The sequence below is a fragment of the Streptomyces sp. KR55 genome (assembly GCF_052245645.1).
Classification (GTDB): domain Bacteria; phylum Actinomycetota; class Actinomycetes; order Streptomycetales; family Streptomycetaceae; genus Streptomyces; species Streptomyces flavusporus.
Genome location: NZ_JBQQCE010000015.1, coordinates 24,573 through 43,172, shown reverse-complemented (window position 1 = coordinate 43,172; position 18,600 = coordinate 24,573). Strand labels below are relative to the sequence as shown.

Genomic DNA, 18,600 nt, shown 5'->3' with positions numbered 1-18,600 from the left:
CGAGCGCGTCGTGATCCTCGGCGCGTGCGGCATCGGCTTCGACGTCGCCGAGTTCCTCACCGACGGCGGCGACAAGGCGCACGAGGACCCGGCGACGGACTTCCGCCACTGGTGCGTCGACATGACCTATGACGGGCCCGGCGGCCTCGCCGCCCCCGAGCGGCCCGCGCCGCCACGCACCGTCCACCTGCTCCAGCGCAAGACCACCAAGGTCGGCGCGGGCCTGGGCAAGACCACCGGCTGGATCCACCGCACCGAGCTCAAGCACCGCGGCGTCAGCATGGTCCCGGGCGTGCGCTACGACCGCATCGACGACGCCGGTCTGCACATCACCGTCGGCGACACCAGCACCGTGCTGGAGGTCGACACCATCGTGCTGTGCACCGGCCAGGAGCCGCGGCGGGACCTCTACGAGGAGCTGCTCGCGGCAGGTCGCAGTGTGCACCTCATCGGCGGTGCCGACGTGGCCGCCGAACTGGACGCCAAGCGCGCCATCAAGCAGGGCACCGAGCTGGCGGCCACGCTGTAGGTCCCGGGGGCGTCCCTAGGATGACCCCCATGTCACTCCCGCACGCGATTCTCACCGCCCTGCTCGAAAAGCCGTCCTCGGGGCTGGAGCTGACCCGCCGGTTCGACAGGTCGATCGGCTACTTCTGGTCGGCGACGCATCAGCAGATCTATCGCGAGCTGGGAAAACTGGAGGGCGAAGGTCTGATCCGGGCCCTGCCGGCCGAGCAGCCGGTCCGCGGGCAGAAGAAGAGTTACGAGGTTCTGCCCGCGGGCCGCGCCGAACTGGCCCGCTGGACCGCCGCCGCGCAGGACCCCAAGCCGCACCGCGACACACTGCTGCTGCGGCTGCGCGCCGCGGCCATGGTCGGCACCGCAGGGCTGGAAGCCGATCTGCGCCGCCATCTCGACCTGCACCGGCGGCAGTTGGCCGAGTACGAGAAGATCGAGCAGCGCGACTTCCCGCCCGGCAAGGACAGCCCCCAGGACCGGCTCCAGCACCTCGTGCTGCGGGCGGGCATCGACCTGGAGACCTTCTGGACGCAATGGCTCGAGCACGCGCTGGCGGAGTTCGCCGAACTGCCGGGCCGCGACGCGAAGTGAGCGTGGACGAGCCTCAGAGCCGGTTCAGAGCCGGTACGGCTTCGAGCGGCGGCGCAGGAACCAGGCCGCTGCGATGACACCGGTGCCCACCAGCGCCCCGCCCGCCACCAGGGTGATGGTGCCGTAGTCCCTGGTCGATCCGCCGACCCCGCCGACCACGCCGCGCGACGGCGAGGACGTCGTCGAGATCGTGGGCGTGGAGCCGGAGGAGACGATGACGGACTGGGTGCCGGCGGTGTTGTTGTTCGAGCACATGACGATGACGGTGTACGTACCGGGGCTGACGTTCGACCAGGCCGCGGACTGCAGACCGCTCGAGCCCGACAGCGACACCTGGCGGCCCTGGGCGAAGTTCGCCTGGCTGCTGTTGAGGAGCGAGGCGGTGCCCCAGCTGCCGTTGATCTGGGTGCACGCACTGGTCGTCACCGAGACCGTCGAGCCGGCCGTGCTCACCGAGATCCCGTTGACCGCGACGGCCGGTCCGGCAGCCAGGGCCAGCGGCAGTGCGGCGGCGGCTGCGGTCAGCCCGGTGCGGAGAAGTGGCTGAGAAGTAGGCATGGGACTGTCCTCCGGCGGCACGGTTGGCGGTACATCCCTTGCGCCGCCTGGGGTCGGGAAACGCCCGTGCTGCCTCAGTGGCAGCCAACGTGGCCCCGGCCCGTCCCGCATGCGGGCATCCCCCGTGCAGGTGACGTAATCCACCATCCGGCTCAGGCGGGTGGCTCACGGCCTTGCGGCAGCGCCCGTCGTGACCGTCCGTTCCGCCGAGAAGCCGCCCCAGGTGCCGTCCGGGAGCCTGGCCCGGATCCGCGCCCGATGGGTCACCCCGGTCTCCCGGCCCAGGTAGAAGCTGTACGTCGCCCGGTCGCGCGGCGCCGTCCCACCCCAGACGACGGAGGTGGCCGGACGGCCGTCGAGGTGGACCTGGTACTCCGTGATCACCCCGTCGGCCTCGGGCGGCACCCAGGACAGGTCGATGTGGTACGCCCCGTCGGCGCGCCGGGTCGTCGCCCGGAACCCGGTGGGCGCAGTGCCGCGCCCGTCGTCCGTGCCCGGCGCGGTGGTGAGCCGGACGACCCGGCTCGCGGACGAGACATGGCCGGCCGCGTCCCGCGCGCGGACGGTGAAGGAGTAGCGGGTGCCGGGTCTGAGCCCGGTCACCACGGTCGCGGTCTGCGCCCCGCTCACGCTGTGGATCTTCGTGGTGCCCTGATGGATGTCGTACGAGGCCACTCCACGATCGTCCGTCGAGGCGGCCCACGACAACTGGACGGCCCGGCTGCCGACGGCCCGTCCCCGCGCCGCGCCGGGCCGCGACGGGGCGGAGCGGTCGACCGGGCCGGCGGCGGGCGTGGTGGCCCGTACCTCGCGGCTGCGCGGCCCGAGCCGCCCGTCCGTGTCGCGCGCCCGCACGGTGAAGACGTATGTCGTCGACGGGGTGAGGCGGGTGACGTCGGTCATGTGTTCGGAGCCGGGTACCTCCTTGACCTTGGTGGCGTTCCGGTACACCTCGTAGGCGCTGATGTCGGAGGACACCGCGTTCCACATCACATGGACGCTCGTCGCGCTCCCCGCCGTGGCGGTCACCCCCGTCGGCGCCCCGGGCAGCCTGCCGTCGTCGGCCGCTCCCGTGCCGCCCGCGCCGCAGGAGGAGACCAGCAGCAGCGTGCCGCAGACGAGGGCAGCGGGAACGGGGACGCGTCGCACCTCTGGGCCTCCGCTGACGGAGTGACAGCAATGGTCCGGACCAATATGACGTGACTAGTGCGATCACATCAAGAGGGCGGCGGGTGCCGGGCATGCCGCGCGGTTACGTATGCTGAAGTTCCTCGCGGCTGAACTCTCCCTGAGGAGTGGGGAGTTCATGCCGATGGCGCGGACCGCTGTCGTCGCTGATCCCGCGCCGGCACGGGCGGCCGGGCGGCCGGAGCCGACACCGGCTCGGGCCGTCCGGCCCCTGGTGGACGATTCGGGCGCGCGCGCCGTTTCCGGCCTCTTCGGGTGGCAGTGTGATCGCATCGGCAGCAGATTGGGGCCGAATGTCCCTCACTGTCCCCCAGCAGAGAGTCTCTTATCGTGCGCGTCCAGTACTTCACGCTCGCCGCGGCAAGCGCCGCCCTGCTCGCCACGACCGTGCCCACCCCCGTCCACCCCGATCCGGACTTCGCCATACGGCACCAGCGGACGACCGTGCCGCACGAAGGCGCCGTGACGGCCGCCGACCTGCTGGCCAAGGTGAGCGACTGCACCCCCGTCTCGAACGGCCGCTACCGCACCGACCGCGACACCCCGGCCACCGTCCCCGTCTGCGGCACACGCGATGCCGTCTTCTGGAAGGCGGACATGGACATCGACTGCGACGGCCGCCCCGGCACCCACTGCAACAGCGTCACCGACCCGTACTTCCTTCCCAGTACGGCCTTCCAGCAGTCCGACGGACGCTACCTGGACGCCGAGCACCTGCCCTACGTCGTCGTGCCCATGCCGAGCGGCATCTGGAACTACCGCGACCACGGCGTACGCGGCGGATCGGTGGTCGCCGTCGTCTACCGCGACCAGGTGCAGTACGCGGTCGTCGGCGACACCGGGCCGGCCGACATCATCGGCGAGGCGTCGTACGCCACCGCCGCGGCGCTCGGCATCCCGCCCGACCCGCGAGGCGGCGGCACGGACTCCGGTGTCACCTACATCGTCTTCAAGGACTCCCAGGCCTCGCCCATCGAGAGCCACGAGGCCGCAGTCTCGGAAGGGGAGCGGCTGGCGCGGCAGTTCGTCGGGAGCTCCTGAGCTGCCGTCAGACGGCCGACCAGCCGTCGTCGACGGGCAGGATCGCCCCGTTGATGTTGCTCGCCGCGTCCGAGGCGAGGAACACGATCGCGGCGGCCTGCTCCTCGGGCCGGGCCAGACGGCCGACGTTGACGAAGTGCGGGCCGAGGGCCGCGGGCCCGTGGGCGTCGGCCTCGGCCTCCACGACGATGCCGGTCTGCGTGCCGCCCGGCGCGATGGCGTTCGCCCGGATGCCCTGCTTGCGGTACATCACGGCGAGGGACTTCGTCAGGCCCACCACCCCGTGCTTGGACGCCGTGTACGCGGCGCCCGCGGCGCTGCCCCGCAGACCGGCCTCGGACGCGGTGCTGACGATCGCGCCCCGGCCGCCCGCGAGCATGTGCGGCAGCACAGCGCGGGTGAGCAGGAAGGGCGCGGTGAGGTTGACCCGTATGACCCGCTCCCACTCCGCGTCACTGACGTCCGCGAGCGCCGACATCCGGTCCATGATCCCGGCGTTGTTCACCAGGACGTCCACCCCGCCGAAGCGCTCGACCGCGGTCTGCGTGACCCGGTCCACGACGGCCTGCTCGCTCAGGTCGCCCGTGACGGCGACCGCCATGCCGCCCGCCTGCTCGATCTCCTTGACGGTCGCGTCCGCGCCCTCGGCGTTGAGGTCCGCCACCACGACCCGGGCCCCTTCCCCGGCGAAGGCCAGGGCGGCGGCGCGCCCGATGCCCGAACCCGCTCCGGTGACGATGACGCTGCGGCCGTCCAGTCCAGTGGTCATGGGGGTGCTCCTCAGGGGTTAGGGGAGGGGATGTGGGTCCACCGTACGATTTATTGTCTGTGAGTGACATAAAATCTTGGTGGAGAATTCCGGAGGACCGATCACCGGCGCCGGAGGAACAGATGACTGCAGCCCGCGGACGGACGGGCCGACCGCCCCTGACCGAGGAACGCAAGGCCGAGATCCGGCTGGAGATCGCCCGGGCGGCGGTCGACCTGTTCGTGCGTCAGGGGGTCACCGCGACCACCGGCGAGCAGATCGGGCAGGCCGTCGGCGTCTCGGCGCGAACCGTGTGGCGGTACTTCCCGAGCAAGGAGAACTGCGTACGTCCCCTGTTCTCCGCGGGCATCGACCTGATCGCCGAATGCCTGCGCGACTGGCGGCCCGGGCAGCCCCTCGTGGCGGCCCTGGAGCGGGCGCTCAGTACCGAGCAGGAGCGGGTGACCGGGACCGAAGGCACCACGCTGGGGGCGCTGGTACGCCTGACCCGGACGGAGCCGGGCCTGCGCGCGGTGTGGCTCCAGACCTACGACGAGGCCGAGCCGGTCTTCGCCCGCGCCCTCGCCGACCGGGCCGGGCTGCCCGCCGACGACCTGCGGCCGGCCATCCAGGCGGCGATGCTCAACGCCGCCCTGCGCGCCGCGGTCGAGCACCACGCCTGGCGCACCGCCGACGCGGACACCGACCGCCGCACGGCGCAGACCGAACTGGCCGGCGCCGTGCGCTCGGCTGTTGCGTTGGCGGCGGAGGGGGTCACCTGACCGTCCTGCCGCCGGCGGGGAGGGGCGCGTGGGGGTGCGCCTTGCGTGTACGCATCACACCTTCCGTTCCGTGTCTGCCTCTCCGGCCGCCGCCTCCACCGCGTCGAGGTCGGCTCCGGTGGCCGCTGTGACGACCGCGGCGATGGCACCCTCGACGAACGGCGCGTCCACCAGGCGGGTGCCGGTGGGGAGTTCGTCGCCCTCGGCGAGGAGCGCCTTCACGGTGAGGACGGCACTGCCGAGGTCGGCGAGGACGGCGACCCCGGCGCCGCGGTCCACGGACGCGGCAGCGGCGGAGATCAGCTCCGCGCTGGTACCGAGCTCACCGCCCTCGGTGCCGCCGGCCGGGGCGACGGGCACCGCCGTGCCGCCGCCCGACAACGCCTTCGCCAGCTCGGCAACGGACGCGGCCACCTGTGCGCTGTGCGACACCAGCACGATCCCGACCAGCTTCGCGTCACTCATCGGCGGCCTCCACGAGCCCCGCGATGAGCAGCGCCGACGAGGTGGCGCCCGGGTCCTGGTGCCCGATGCTGCGCTCACCGAGATAGCTCGCCCGGCCCTTGCGGGCCTGCAACGGAGTCGTCGCCAGGGCGCCCTGCTCGGCGGCGGCCCGTGCCGCGCCGAACGAGTCACCGAGCGCGTCCACCGCCGGCACCAGCGCATCGATCATCGTCTTGTCGCCGGGCGCGGCGCCACCGAGCTGCATCACCGCGTCCACGCCCGCCCGCAGCGCCTCGGCGAGCTGTTCCTCGCCGACCTCGGCCGCGTCCCCGAGCGCCTTGCCGGTCCGCCGCAGCAGCGTGCCGTACAGCGGCCCGGAGGCACCGCCGACCGTCGAGATGAGCTGCCGCCCGGCCAGCATCAGGATCGCGCCGGGCGTGTCCGGGGCCTCCTTCTCCAGCGCCGCGATCACTGCGGTGAACCCGCGCTGGAGATTGCTGCCGTGGTCGGCGTCCCCGATGGGGGAGTCGAGGGCCGTGAGCCGTTCCGCCTCGCGGTCCACGGATGCGGCGGTCGCCGTCATCCAACGGCGGAAGAAGTCGGCGTCGAGCACTGGATCTCCTTGCGTGGTAGGTACGGCGTGGCAGGTACGTTGATCACCTGGAGCGCCCGGTCACACACCCCACCGCAGGCCCGGCGTCCGCACCGGCGCGTCCCACAGCCGCAGCAGTTCCTCGTCGATCTGGCAGAGGGTGACCGAGGCACCCGCCATGTCGAGGGAGGTGACGTAGTTGCCGACGAGGGTGCGGGCGACGGCGACCCCGCGCTCGGCCAGCACCCGCTGCACCTCGGCGTTGAAGCCGTACAGCTCCAGCAGCGGGGTCGCCCCCATGCCGTTGACCAGGACCAGGACGGGATTGCGCGGCGCGAGGTCCTCCAGGACGGCGTGCACCGCGAAGTCGGCGATCTCCCGCGAGGTCATCATCGCCCGCCGCTCCCGCCCGGGCTCCCCGTGGATGCCGATGCCCAGCTCCAGCTCGCCGGGCGGCAGATCGAAGGTGGGGGTGCCCTTCGCGGGCGTCGTGCACGCGCTCAGCGCCACGCCGAAGCTGCGGGAGGCCTCGTTGACCTGCCGGGCGATCGCCTCGACCCGCTCCAGCGGCTGGCCCTCCTCGGCGGCGGCCCCGGCGATCTTCTCCACGAACAGCGTCGCGCCCGTCCCGCGCCGCCCGGCCGTGTAGAGGCTGTCGGTGACCGCCACGTCGTCGTTGACCAGCACCTTGGCGACCTGGATGCCCTCGTCCTCGGCGAGCTCGGCCGCCATGTCGAAGTTGAGCACGTCACCGGTGTAGTTCTTCACGACGAACAGCACCCCGGCCCCGCTGTCCACGGCCGCCGCCGCCCGCAGCATCTGGTCCGGCACCGGCGACGTGAAGACCTCCCCGGGGCAGGCCGCCGACAGCATGCCGGGCCCGACGAACCCGCCGTGCAGCGGCTCGTGCCCCGAGCCGCCGCCGGAGACGAGCGCCACCTTCCCGGCGACGGGCGCGTCCCGCCGTACGATCACCCGGTTCTCCACGTCGACGGTCAGCTCGGGATGTGCCGCCGCCAGGCCCCGCAGTGCATCGGCGACGACGGTCTCCGGGACGTTGATGAGCATCTTCACGGGTGCCTCCTGGGATCTCGGCAGGTTCCGGCGGTAATGCTGCTGTCCGCAGTATCGACCTTGCGGCAGCGAAGGTCACGTGCGCACGGCGGCAGCCGTCGGCGTCGGCGAGCCCGGGCCCCCTCACCGCCCCGCCGCCTCCCGGGCGATGTCCTCGAAGCGGGCGCCCATTGCCGCGGCGAGGGCGTTGGCGGCCGACAGCGGGCGGACCATGACCATCAGGTCGTCGATCCTTCCGTCCTCGTCGACGTGCAGGAAGTCGCAGCCCTGGATCTGCTTTCCGGAGACCGTGGCGGTGAAGACGAGGGCGTGGTCACGGCCGTCGGGGTGGGTGAACTCCCGTACATAGGTGAAGTCCTCGAAGACCTCGGACACGGCGCGCAGGATCGCGGCGGTGATCGCCTTGCCGGTGTACGGCTTGAAGACGACGGGGCTGGTGAAGACGACGTCGTCGGCCAGCAGCGCCTCCACGGCGCCGACGTCCTTGCTTTCGACCGCCTTGCGGAAGGGGTGCATGTGATCGCCTTTCTCGCGGACTGATGCAACGACTAATGCAACTTGTTGCATAACTGAGCGTAGGGGGAGTCACGGCATCTTCGGAAGGGGTCGGTGCGCCGTGTGCCGGCCGGTTCAAGCGGTCCCAGGTCATCCCCGATGCACACGGTCCACCAGGATGTCGATCACCAGGGGAGTGCGAGGGCCGAAGCTGAGGAGGACGCCGTCCTCGAGGGTGACGATGCGGCAGTTCATGCCGGCCGGGGTCTCGCGGATGCCGGGGACGTCCAGCAGGCCGTCGATGCCCCCGACCGATTCCAGCCCCTTGCTCATCATCAGGATCACCTCGGGCTGGGCCTTGACCAGGGCCTCGCTGGTCAGCGGAGTGAACGGCTTGTCCAGGCCGGACGCGACACCCGCGTCCACCGCGCCCGCGGCCTCGATCAGCGAGTCGGCCCCCGAACCCTTCCCGCCCATGAGGTAGACGGCCGCGCTGCCGCGCATGTAGAGGAAGGCCACCGTCGGACGGCTGCCCTCGGGGACGGCCGCCCTGGCCGCCGCGAGGTCCTTGCCGATACGGGAGTCGAGGGCCTTGCCCGCCTCGGGGACGCCGAGGGCCGCGGCGATCCGGGTCGTCCGGGTGGAGACGTCGGCCGGTTCGGTGGCCGGATCGAGCACGACGACGGGGATGCCGACGTCACGGATCTGGTCGATCGCCTCCTGCGGGCCCGTGTCGGTGTCGGCGAGGACGACGGTGGGGCGCAGGGAGAGCACGCTCTCCGCGCTCACGTCGTGCGCCTTGGTGACCAGGGGCAGGTCCTTCGCCTCCTCGAACGTGGCCGTGATGTCGCGCCCCACCACCCGGCCGCCGAGCCCGAGGGTGAAGACGATCTCCGCCACGCCGCCGTTGAGCGGCAGGATCCGGGAGGCGTCCCTGACGGTGACCTTCCGTCCGTCGGAGGAGTCGACCGTGACGGGCAACTCCGGTGTGGGCGGCTCCCCTTCGAGCGGTACGAGGGAGTTCCCCGCGAGCTGCTTCTGCGCCGCCGCGGCCCGCTCGCTCGCGGACGCCGGTGACGCATCCGCCCCCGCGGAACCCGAGCCGCCTCCGCAGGCCGCCGTCAGCAGGGTGAGAACCAGAGCGAGGACGGCGGCGGCCCGCCGTCGCGGGGGGCGGTGGGGTCTTCTGGGTGCGCGCATGGCTCGGCCCTTTCCTCTCGGCTGGCATACAGATGATCGGTAGTTTAGGTTAGGCTCTCCTAAGTTATCGTGTGGTAGGGGTTTCCATGGCGTGGTCAAGTGGCCTGCGCGGCATGCGAGTTGGGTGGCTGCCGGTGGCCGCCGCCTCGGTGGCGCTGGCGCTGACGACGTCCCCGGCGGTCGCCGCGGGGGCGTCGGCGACGGGCCCCGAGGGGCAGAAACTCACCGTCTCCAAGGCGTCCGGCCTCGATCCGGCGGGCTAGACGGTGACCGTGTCCGGCTCCGGCTACAACACCGAGAAGGGCATCTACGCCGCCTTCTGCATGGACAACGGCCCCGGCAAGGCGCCCACGCCGTGCGTGGGCGGGGTGGACATGTCCGGCGAGTCCGGGGCGTCCGCGTGGGTCTCCTCCAACCCGCCGCCGTACGGGGAGGGGCTGACCGAGCCGTACGACGGCAGTGGGCACAAGGGCTCGTTCAGCGTGCAGATCAAGGTGCGCGCCAAGGACGCCGACACCGACTGCACCAAGTCCGGCGTCACCTGCGCCGTCATCACCCGCAACGACCACACGCGGGGCGGCGACCAGAGTCAGACGGCCCGCTGGCGAGCACCGGTACGGACCTCGCGGTGCCGCTCGGGCTGGCCGCTGCCGGGCTGGTCGCGGCCGGTACCGGCACCTGGTTCTGGGCACGCCGGCGGCGCGCCGGACACGCGGGCTGACGTCAACCTCGTGGGCGACGGCCGACTTCGGCGGCGTACATCCGTCGCAGGCGTCGTACGGCCGTCCTGGACGCGGCATTGGGCCGCAGGCGTCGTACTCCGGCCACAGGCGTCGTATTCCGACTTCAGAGAAGAGGCTTGAACGTGAAGGCGAGGAACAGACCCGGTGCCGTTCTCCTGGCGGGCGGCGCCCTGGTCGCACTGCTGGCTCCGGGCGTCGCGGTCGCCCAGGACGGGGCGGCGTTCCCGCGTGAGGTGTCCGGCGGCTACGCGAGCTGGGCGACGGCCGCCACGGCACTCACCGACCACGGCGTGTCCCTGAACGCCGGTGAAGGCGCCCAGGGTTCGGCGAACCGGGCCTGGTTCCCGGCCGCCGGCGGAGGAGCCTACCCCCGTACGGGCGACGCGGAGGTCGAGTTCGACGGCACCGCCCGCCTCACCCGGTCCGCCGACCCCGCCCACCCCCTCCTCCTCGACGCCCTGCGCCTGAGCCTGGCGGACGACGGCGGCACGCTGTACGCCCGCGCGGAAGTCGACGGCGAGGAGCGCGAGGTGACCCTCGCCGGCGTGGAGACGGGCGGCGCCGCACCCGCCGTACGCGCGGGCGGGGTGACCTGGACCGGCCTGCGCGCCTCCCTCACCGCCGACGGCGCCCGGCTGCTGTCCGCCTGGAGCGGGCGGGAGTTCGCCGCGGGGGACGCGCTGGGCCTGCTCGACGTGACCGTGGGCACAGGGGAGGGAGCATCACCGGTACCGGCGTCACTGGTCCCCGCGCCACCCGAAGGCGACGCGGGCCGAAGCGAGGCGCCCCGGCCCGCTCCGAGCACCTCCGCCCCCGGCGACCGGCCCGCCGGCGCCTCGGCACCCACCGCGGCCGTCGCCCGCCCGACCCTGACCGCGGGCGGCCAACAGGAGGTCACCGGCGCCGGGTTCGCGCCGGGCGCAGTGGTGCTCGTCGCGATCGACGGCGACACCCGCTACCAGGTGGTGGCGGACGACGCGGGGCGGATCAGCCGGACCTTCCCGGTGTACGCCGGTGCCGCGGCGGGCGAGCACACGGCCGAGCTGTACACCGTGACCGGCGAACAAAGCAGCGCCGTGGCGCGGTTCGGGGTGCGGGCCGCGGACTGACCGGCGTGTTACCGGACTCTCCGATCGAGGAGCGGGCCTGGATACGGCCCGCTCCTCGGCATGCCCAAATCCCTTGCGCCCAGCGGTGTTCGGGACTTCTTTCCCGCCCGTTGACAAGAGCAGCAAGATCCGACTTAGGTTAGCCTTACCTAATCGAATGGAAGGGTGATCGCACACCATGAGATCCGTCCTCTCCGCCCTCCCCCACTCTCGACTTCGCTCGAGCGGGGGGACCCCCATCGCCGCCCGTACCGGCATCGCCGTCGCCGCCTCCGCCGCACTGACGCTGGGCCTGGCCGGCTCGGCCTCCGCCGCCACCTCGACCCGCACCATCGTCGACGGCAGCACCACCTACAACCTGTCAGTGACCGCCCCGGACACCGCCGCCGCGGCGGGCCAGGTCATCAACGTCACCGGCTCCGGCTTCAACACCGGCCAGGGCATCTACGTCGGCCTGTGCGTGATCAACGGCGCGCCGGGCGAGAACAAGCCGACCCCCTGCCTGGGCGGCCAGGACGAGAACGGCTCGACCGGTGCCTCGCACTGGGTGAACAACACCTTCGGCGGCATGTTCGCCAACAGCTCCAAGTTCGGCTCCGGCGGCACCTTCAACGTCCAGATCTACGTCAAGGCCACGCTCGACGACGGCAGCGTCTGCGGCCAGGACGTCGACTGCGCCATCGTCACCCGCGCGGACCACTTCGACACCAACGACCGCAAGTACGACGTGCACGTCCCGATCAGCTTCCAGTAAGCGCTCACAGCTCCGAGTGGTCCACGGGCCGGCCGTCCGGCCGGCCCGTTCCGGCACGTCCTGTCCACATCCCGATCACCTTCCCATAGGACCTCCCCATGACAGACGACTCAACCGAGCGGCAGCAGCCGGAGAGACCGGCCGGACTCCGTCTCAGACGCCCCGCGGCACTCCTGGGCGCCGCTGCCCTGGTGGCCGCCGGAGCCACCGCCGTGACCGTCGGCTCGCCCGCCCAGGCCGCCGACACCCCGAAGACGGCGCTCGGCAAGGACGGCCAGAAACTCACCGTCTCCGCCTCCGCCAACCTCGACCCGGACGGCGAGACGCTGCACGTCACCGGCGAGGCCTACGACGACACCAAGGGCATCTACGTCGCCGTGTGCAAGGACAACGGCGACAACCGCATCCCCACCCCCTGCCTCGGCGGCGCCGACCAGAGCGGCAGCAGCGGCTCCTCGGTGTGGATCATCCCCAGGGACGCCTCGGACGAGGGCGCGGGCACGATCGCCGAACGGTGGGGCGAGGGCGGCACCTTCGACGTCGAGCTGAACGTCAAGGCCAAGGACAGCGGCCTGGACTGCCTCGAGGTCGCCTGCTCGGTCGTCACCCGGGTCGACCACAACGGCACCGGCGACCGCTCCCAGGACGTCCGCATCCCGATCACCTTCGAGGGCCAGGACCCGGGTGACGGAGACGGCGGCGGCGACGGCGTGGACGTCCCCCCGGGTACCGTCAGCTACGTCCGGTCGGCCGAGTTCACCACCGCCGGCCGGCCCCTGGACCTTCTGCTGCACCCCGATTCCGGGAAGCTGTACGTCGGTTCGGACAACATCCCCGACACCTCCGACGTGGCCGAGCAGGGCCTGTACGTCCTGGACCCCAAGGACGGCAAGGTCCTCAGCCACATCGCGCAGGCTCCCGGTGCGAACGGTGCGATGGCCGCCCGTGTGGTCCGCCGGATCGCCGCCCCGCTCGCCGGTGACGGCGTGGTCTTCCACTACCCGCTGCGCGGCATCGGCACCGCCAAGGACGGCGACACGGTCGCGCAGGGCGTCTGGTTCAACGGTGCGTCGTTCACCGGCGTCGCTCAGGACGTCGACCCCTCCACCGTTCTGGTCGCGGCGGGCCCCGAGCTGCGCCGCGTCGAGATCGCCACCGGTACCGTCACGGACACGGTCACGCTCGAGGGCGGCAACCAGCTCGGCGTGGACGCCGCGCACGGCGCCGCCTGGTCCGTCGGCACTGCCGAGGGCAAGCCGGTGCTGCGCCGCGTCGACACCGGCACCTTCGAGGTGACTGCGACGGCCGAACTTCCCGCCGACCCCGTCTTCTTCGTCGAACCGGACCCGGCCACCGGCAACGTCTGGGTGGGCAGCGGGACTTCGGTGCTCGTCTTCGACAAGGACGGCAAGCTGCCGACCACCCTGACGGGTGCGGACCGGCCCACGGCGGCGGCCTTCGACAAGACCACCGGACGGGCCTTCGTGCTGCGCGAGGACCTCTCCGACAGCACCTCGGACAGGACGGGCTCCCTCCAGATCCTCGATGCCGCGACCTTCCGGCAGGCGGCCGAGCCGGTCGCCCTGCCGGGCAGCCTCGCGGGCGCCTACGCGGGCGTCGCCGTCGCCCCCGGCGCCACGTCCGTCCACCTCACCGACCAGGCGGAGAGCAAGGTCGTCAAGCTCGACCTCCGCATGTCCCCCAAGGTCACCCAGTCCCCGACCGACCAGTCCGTCGCTCCCGGCGACGAGGTCACGTTCGTCGCGGCGGCCGAGGGCACCCCGGAGCCGACCGTGCGCTGGCAGGTCAGCCCGGACGGCGGCCAGACCTGGTCCACGATCGAGGGCGCGACCGAGAACGCGTACTCTTTCACCGCCAAGGCAGGACAGGACGGCTACGGGTACCGCGCCGAGTTCAGGAACTCCGCGGGCACGACCCGCACTTCGCCGATCACGCTGACCGTCGGCGAGTCCGGCGGTGACGGCGGCGGTACCGGGGGCGGCGGCGAGGACACCGAACCGTCGGGCACCAAGACCGTCACCGGCCCCGAGGGCCAGAAACTCACCGTCACCCCGGTCAACAACCTCGCCACCGAGGACCAGAAACTCACCGTCACCGGATCCGGCTACGACGTCGACAAGGGCATCTACGTCGCCCTGTGCGTCGACAACGGCGACGGCGAGCTGCCCACACCGTGCATCGGCGGCGTCGACATGACCGGCGCCTCCCACTCCTCGGCGTGGATCTCCTCCGACCCGCCGGACTACGGCGAGGGCCTGGCGATCCCGTACGGCGACGGCGGCACCTTCGAGGTCGAGCTCACGGTGGACGCCGAGGACGAGTTCACCGACTGCTTCAAGGCGAAGTGCGTCCTCGCCACCCGCGCCGACCACACCCTGTCCGGCGACCGCTCCCAGGACGTCAAGGTCCCGGTCAGCTTCGTCGGCCAGGACCCCGTGGACACCGACGACGACACCGGTGGCACCGGATCCGGCGGCGCCTCCGACGGTGGTACCTCGGACGGCGGCACGGGCACCGGCACCACCTCCGGTACCGGCACCGGCGGCACCGGTACCACCACGACCTCCGGCGGCAGCCTCGCCTCCACCGGGGTCACCGTCGGCACCGCCGCCGCGCTGGCCGCGCTGCTCACGGCGACGGGCTGGTACGTCCACCGGCGCGGCCGGACCAGGGCTCCGGCCGACGCGGACTGACGGACGGACCGCACGAGGGGCTCCCCGCATCCGCCGGGGAGCCCCTCGTGCGTGACCCGGCCCGGGGCCGCCCGTGCCGACCGGTCGATGGGCGGTCCGCTCGCGCCGCTCGACGAGCCGGGTGACGAAGCAGCGGCCGACTCGCCCGCGGAGGGCGTACCGGCGCCGCCCGGTCAGGCGGCACGCCGGCCGGCTCCCCGGCAGACCGCGGACAGCAAGGACCCGATGGCGATTCCGATCGCGAGGCGGACGACGCCGGTGCCCATCTTGGCCTCGGCGCTCACCGACGACGTGAACGGCAGCAGCACCACTCCCGCCGTGATCAGGGCGACGATCCACGCGAAGAACCGTCCGGCCTGCGCGGTGCTCAGCATGAGCAGGTGCAGTACGGCCGTCGCCGCCAGCGCGACCACCGCCGAACCGGCCGCCAGCAGCCCCGCCGAGGCGTCTCCCAGCGCGCCGTGGCCGTCGGGCGCGAGCACCGGGAAGCCCAGGACCCCTCGGACCAGCAGCACGGAGAACACGGCGGTGAGTCCGGCGATCGCAGCGGTCATGATCCCGCCGGCCCACAACCGGGAGGCGTCGACCCGCGGCCCCGGCGGTCGGGCGCCCGGAGCGGGATCACCTCCGTTCTCCTTCGACGTCTCCTTCGACGTCTGCGGTGACATCTGAGGCTGGCCCAAGGGCTGGTTCGGCGGCTGCACGATCGGACTCCTCGGTCTGGACGGTGCGACATCCGTACCCCCGGACCGTGGTGCCGCTGCCGGACGCTGGCCCGTTCGGGGCAGGGACCGTCGCGGAAGCATGCAGGGGAGCTTGACGGGCAGAATGTTACCGGTAACACTCGTCCTCGTCGCAGAGCCGCCTCCGCCCACGCCGTCATGGGCCCTTCCCTGGAGTCCGCGTGACCGAGCCAACGACCGGACCGCCCCGCGCGGGCGCCCGCAGCGTCCCCGCGGCCCCCGTCTTCAGCCCGCTCGCCGTCGTCGCGTCCTGCGTGGGCTTCATGCTCATCGGGGCGCTCCAGGCCCTGTACGGGCCCGCGATCCCGGCGTTCCGGCGGGAGTTCGGGCTGTCGCCGTCCGCCGCCGGCATGGGGCTCAGCGCCCACTTCGTCGGCGGTGTCGCCGGGGTGCTGCTCTTCGACCGCCTCTACGGGCGCATCGGCAACCGGCAGCTCCTCGGCAGCTCGTACCTCCTGATGGCCGTCGGCGCGGCAGGCGTCGCCCTGGCCCCCACCTGGCCGGCCGCACTGGCCGCGGCGCTGCTCGCCGGGCTCGGCTTCGGCGGCATCGACTACGGCCTGAACCAGCTCTTCGCCACCGGCTTCGGCCACCGGTCGACCGCGATGCTCAACGTCCTCAACGCCCACTTCGGCGTCGGCGCCATCCTCGGCCCGGCCCTCGTCGGCGTGGTCGGCGCCGACCGGTACCCGGCCGTCTTCCTCGGCTTCGCGCTGGCCAACCTGCCGCTGCTGCTGTGCCTGAAGGGCGTACGCGACCGATCGCCCCTGCCCGACGGCGGGGCCGGCACATCAGGTCCCGTCCTCGCCCGGAGTCTGGGCTCGGTGCTGGCCGTGTTCGTCACGCTCTACGTCCTGCACGTCGGCATCGAGGCCGGAGTCGGCGGCTGGGAACCCACCCATCTGGAGAGCGTGGGATACGGCGCCGGAGCCGCCGCGACCGCCACCTCGGTGTACTGGCTGATGATGACGGTCGGCCGGTTCCTGGTCGTGCCGATCGCGCTGCGCTGCACCGCCCAGACCATCGTCACCGTCTCCTGCGCGGGAATGACGGTCTGCCTGCTGCTGGCCACGGTGCCGGAGCTGGCCCCCTACGCGTACGCGGGGGTCGGGCTGTTCATCGCGCCGATCTTCCCGACCGGACTGCCCTGGCTCAACCGGGCCGCCCCACAGGCCCGTCGGGCGGGTGCGATCGTCATCGCCGCCTCCATGGTGGGCGGTGTCGCGGCCGGCCCGGCGCTCGGCAAGGCCATCGAACTGTCCGGCACGGGCGCGGTCCCGCTCCTGCTCAGCGGTGTCTCCGCCCTCTGCCTGGCCGCCACCCTCTGGCTGATCCGCACCACGCGCCCGTTCTGACCCGCTCCAGCTGAAGGGAAGTTCCGCATGCCCGCCCTGACCACCACGTCCGACGGTTTCCTGCTGCACGGCGAGCCGTTCCGGATCATCTCCGGAGCGATGCACTACTTCCGCATCCACCCCGGCCAGTGGGCCGACCGGCTGCGCAAGGCCCGGCTGATGGGCCTCAACACGGTGGAGACGTACGTGCCGTGGAACCTCCACCAGCCCGACCCCGACGGTCCCCTCGTCCTCGACGGCATCCTCGACCTGCCGCGCTACCTGAGCCTGGCCCGCGCGGAGGGCCTCCACGTCCTGCTGCGCCCCGGCCCCTTCATCTGCGGCGAGTGGGACGGCGGCGGGCTGCCCTCGTGGCTCACCACCGACCCCGACATCCGGCTGCGCAGCAGCGACCCGCGCTTCACGGACGCCGTGGACCGCTACCTCGACCTGCTGCTGCCCCCGCTGCTGCCGCACATGGCGGCCGCCGGCGGCCCGGTGATCGCCGTGCAGGTGGAGAACGAGTACGGCGCCTACGGCGACGACACCACGTACCTGAAGCACCTGCACCAGTCCCTGCGCTCGCGCGGCATCGAGGAGTTGCTCTTCACCTGCGAGCAGACCGACCCCGAACACCTGGCCGCCGGTTCGCTGCCCGGCACGCTCGTCACCGGCACCTTCGGCAGCAAGGTCGACCAGAACCTGACCCGGCTCCGCGCCCACCAGCCCGAAGGGCCCCTGATGTGCGCGGAGTTCTGGATCGGCTGGTTCGACCACTGGGGCGAACCGCACCACGTCCGCGCCGCGGCCGACGCCGCGGCCGACCTCGACCGGCTGCTGTCGGCCGGCGCGTCGGTCAACATCTACATGTTCCACGGCGGCACCAACTTCGGCTTCACCAACGGCGCCAACCACGACCACGCCTACGCCCCGATCGTCACCTCGTACGACTACGACGCCCCGCTGACGGAGTCCGGTGACCCCGGCCCGAAGTACCACGCCTTCCGCGAGGTGATCGCCCGCCACGCTCCCCTCCCCGACGAGCCCGCCCCGGCCCCGAGCCGGAAACTCGCCCCCACCGTGGTGGAGTTGGACCGGCAGGCGCCGCTGCTGCCGCACGCGGCGAGGCAGGCCGAGCGGCCCGTGCGCACCGAGAGCCCGCTCACCCTGGACGAGCTCGGGCTGCGGGCCGGGTACGCGCTGTACCGCACCACCGTCCCCGACGCCGGCGACGGAGTGCTGCACTTCGCGAGCGGCGTGGGCGACCGGGCCCAGGTCTTCCTGGACGGCGCCCCCGTCGGCGTACTGGAACGCGAACGCCACGACGAGACCCTGCCCGTGCGCGTCCCGCGTGCCGGGGCCACGCTGGACGTCCTCGTGGAGAACATGGGCGGCGTCAACTACGGCCCCCGCATCGGCGCACCCAAGGGCCTGCTCGGCGCCGTCACCTTCAACGGCACGGCGCTGCACGGCTGGGACTGCCTCCCGCTGCCCCTGAACGACCTGGGCGGACTGACCTTCGAGGCCGGCACTGCCGCCGGACCCGCATTCCACCACGGCACCTTCGAGGTGACCGAACCGGCCGACACCTTCCTGGCGCTGCCCGGCTGGACCAAGGGCCAGGCCTGGATCAACGGCTTCCACCTCGGCCGCTACTGGAACCGCGGCCCCCAACGCACCCTGTACGTTCCCGCGCCCGTCCTGCGCCCCGGCAACAATGACCTCGTCCTGCTCGAACTGCACGCCACCACCAGCCCGCGCGCCCACCTCACCGACACCCCCGATCTCGGACCGGAGCAGCGCTGACGACCCGACCGCACCGCCTGCGCGTCCCCCCGCCCGGCGCGCCACCGCTGACCGGCCAAAGCCGGACCTGGGCAGTCACCACGGGCTGACGCCCCTGGAAGCAGCCGCACGCTCCTGCCCGGCCTATCCTGTGGATCCGCCGGGCGGGAAAGGACCGCCGGGGAA

20 protein-coding genes are annotated in these 18,600 nt (G+C 72.5%); 11 read left to right on the top strand and 9 right to left on the bottom strand.

The genetic code is table 11. The features are described from left to right. On the top strand, window positions 1-529 hold a 529-nt coding region (locus ACTWQJ_RS04095; protein WP_443305216.1), incomplete at its 5' end, for an FAD-dependent oxidoreductase. A 29-nt stretch (window positions 530-558) separates the two neighbouring features. Continuing rightward, window positions 559-1,110 carry a PadR family transcriptional regulator gene (locus tag ACTWQJ_RS04090; protein WP_443305215.1) on the top strand — a complete coding sequence of 184 codons (552 nt, stop codon included), beginning with the start codon at window positions 559-561 and terminating at the stop codon, window positions 1,108-1,110. A gap of 24 nt (window positions 1,111-1,134) precedes the next feature. Here the strand turns inward: ACTWQJ_RS04090 and ACTWQJ_RS04085 are convergent, their stop codons facing one another. Both ACTWQJ_RS04085 and ACTWQJ_RS04080 read right to left on the bottom strand, forming a co-directional pair. Beyond that, a complete protein-coding gene (locus ACTWQJ_RS04085; RefSeq protein ID WP_443305214.1) occupies window positions 1,135-1,668 on the bottom strand; it encodes a hypothetical protein in 534 nt (177 codons plus the stop codon). A gap of 165 nt (window positions 1,669-1,833) precedes the next feature. Next, window positions 1,834-2,817, bottom strand: a complete 984-nt coding sequence (locus tag ACTWQJ_RS04080; RefSeq protein WP_443305213.1) for a fibronectin type III domain-containing protein — start codon at window positions 2,815-2,817, stop codon at window positions 1,834-1,836. 369 nt (window positions 2,818-3,186) lie between these two features. On the opposite strand from ACTWQJ_RS04080, the gene ACTWQJ_RS04075 reads away from it, so the two are divergent. Then, complete coding sequence (locus ACTWQJ_RS04075; protein WP_443305211.1) at window positions 3,187-3,897, top strand: glycoside hydrolase family 75 protein; 711 nt, start codon at window positions 3,187-3,189, stop codon at window positions 3,895-3,897. A gap of 7 nt (window positions 3,898-3,904) precedes the next feature. On the opposite strand, the gene ACTWQJ_RS04070 is transcribed toward ACTWQJ_RS04075, so the two are convergent. Then, the gene (locus tag ACTWQJ_RS04070; RefSeq protein WP_443305210.1) at window positions 3,905-4,666 is read right to left on the bottom strand and encodes an SDR family NAD(P)-dependent oxidoreductase; all 762 of its coding nucleotides are present in this window, start codon (window positions 4,664-4,666) and stop codon (window positions 3,905-3,907) included. Window positions 4,667-4,788: 122 nt separating this feature from the next. Between ACTWQJ_RS04070 and ACTWQJ_RS04065 the strand changes: the two genes are divergently transcribed. Beyond that, window positions 4,789-5,427 (top strand): TetR/AcrR family transcriptional regulator, encoded by a 639-nt coding sequence (locus ACTWQJ_RS04065; RefSeq protein WP_443305209.1) that lies wholly within the window; start codon window positions 4,789-4,791, stop codon window positions 5,425-5,427. Window positions 5,428-5,481: 54 nt separating this feature from the next. Here ACTWQJ_RS04065 and ACTWQJ_RS04060 read toward each other — a convergent pair whose 3' ends face one another. The 5 genes from ACTWQJ_RS04060 to ACTWQJ_RS04040 form a co-directional block, all read right to left on the bottom strand. Beyond that, window positions 5,482-5,892: a PTS-dependent dihydroxyacetone kinase phosphotransferase subunit DhaM gene (locus tag ACTWQJ_RS04060; RefSeq protein WP_443305208.1), complete on the bottom strand. Its 411-nt coding sequence runs from the start codon at window positions 5,890-5,892 to the stop codon at window positions 5,482-5,484. Further along, the gene (gene dhaL / locus ACTWQJ_RS04055; RefSeq protein WP_443305207.1) at window positions 5,885-6,484 is read right to left on the bottom strand and encodes a dihydroxyacetone kinase subunit DhaL; all 600 of its coding nucleotides are present in this window, start codon (window positions 6,482-6,484) and stop codon (window positions 5,885-5,887) included. Before dhaL ends, ACTWQJ_RS04060 begins: the two co-directional genes overlap by 8 nt. 60 nt (window positions 6,485-6,544) lie before the next feature. Continuing rightward, window positions 6,545-7,537 carry a dihydroxyacetone kinase subunit DhaK gene (gene dhaK / locus ACTWQJ_RS04050; RefSeq protein WP_443305206.1) on the bottom strand — a complete coding sequence of 331 codons (993 nt, stop codon included), beginning with the start codon at window positions 7,535-7,537 and terminating at the stop codon, window positions 6,545-6,547. Between the two features lie 123 nt (window positions 7,538-7,660). Next, entirely contained in the window at window positions 7,661-8,053 is a 393-nt protein-coding gene (locus tag ACTWQJ_RS04045; RefSeq protein WP_443305205.1) for a nuclear transport factor 2 family protein, read from the bottom strand. A gap of 129 nt (window positions 8,054-8,182) precedes the next feature. Beyond that, window positions 8,183-9,232: a heme/hemin ABC transporter substrate-binding protein gene (locus ACTWQJ_RS04040; RefSeq protein WP_443305204.1), complete on the bottom strand. Its 1,050-nt coding sequence runs from the start codon at window positions 9,230-9,232 to the stop codon at window positions 8,183-8,185. An 86-nt stretch (window positions 9,233-9,318) separates the two neighbouring features. Here ACTWQJ_RS04040 and ACTWQJ_RS04035 point away from each other — a divergent pair, with 86 nt between their 5' ends. The 5 genes from ACTWQJ_RS04035 (at window position 9,319) to ACTWQJ_RS04015 (ending at window position 14,552) form a co-directional block, all read left to right on the top strand. Beyond that, on the top strand, window positions 9,319-9,495 hold the full coding sequence (locus ACTWQJ_RS04035) for a hypothetical protein (protein WP_443305203.1): 177 nt from the start codon (window positions 9,319-9,321) through the stop codon (window positions 9,493-9,495). A gap of 9 nt (window positions 9,496-9,504) precedes the next feature. After that, complete coding sequence (locus tag ACTWQJ_RS04030; protein WP_443305201.1) at window positions 9,505-10,095, top strand: hypothetical protein; 591 nt, start codon at window positions 9,505-9,507, stop codon at window positions 10,093-10,095. Between the two features lie 2 nt (window positions 10,096-10,097). Beyond that, on the top strand, window positions 10,098-11,084 hold the full coding sequence (locus ACTWQJ_RS04025) for an HtaA domain-containing protein (protein ID WP_443305200.1): 987 nt from the start codon (window positions 10,098-10,100) through the stop codon (window positions 11,082-11,084). Window positions 11,085-11,262: 178 nt separating this feature from the next. Further along, a complete protein-coding gene (locus ACTWQJ_RS04020; protein WP_443305199.1) occupies window positions 11,263-11,838 on the top strand; it encodes a hypothetical protein in 576 nt (191 codons plus the stop codon). 98 nt (window positions 11,839-11,936) lie between these two features. After that, window positions 11,937-14,552, top strand: coding sequence for an immunoglobulin domain-containing protein (locus ACTWQJ_RS04015; protein ID WP_443305198.1), 2,616 nt, complete (start codon window positions 11,937-11,939; stop codon window positions 14,550-14,552). Between the two features lie 173 nt (window positions 14,553-14,725). Here the strand turns inward: ACTWQJ_RS04015 and ACTWQJ_RS04010 are convergent, their stop codons facing one another. Further along, entirely contained in the window at window positions 14,726-15,256 is a 531-nt protein-coding gene (locus tag ACTWQJ_RS04010; RefSeq protein ID WP_443305197.1) for a DUF6069 family protein, read from the bottom strand. A 302-nt stretch (window positions 15,257-15,558) separates the two neighbouring features. Here ACTWQJ_RS04010 and ACTWQJ_RS04005 point away from each other — a divergent pair, with 302 nt between their 5' ends. Both ACTWQJ_RS04005 and ACTWQJ_RS04000 read left to right on the top strand, forming a co-directional pair. Continuing rightward, window positions 15,559-16,650 carry an MFS transporter gene (locus ACTWQJ_RS04005; protein WP_443305218.1) on the top strand — a complete coding sequence of 364 codons (1,092 nt, stop codon included), beginning with the start codon at window positions 15,559-15,561 and terminating at the stop codon, window positions 16,648-16,650. A 27-nt stretch (window positions 16,651-16,677) separates the two neighbouring features. Continuing rightward, complete coding sequence (locus ACTWQJ_RS04000; protein ID WP_443305196.1) at window positions 16,678-18,435, top strand: beta-galactosidase; 1,758 nt, start codon at window positions 16,678-16,680, stop codon at window positions 18,433-18,435. The last annotated feature ends 165 nt before the right edge of the window (window positions 18,436-18,600 follow it).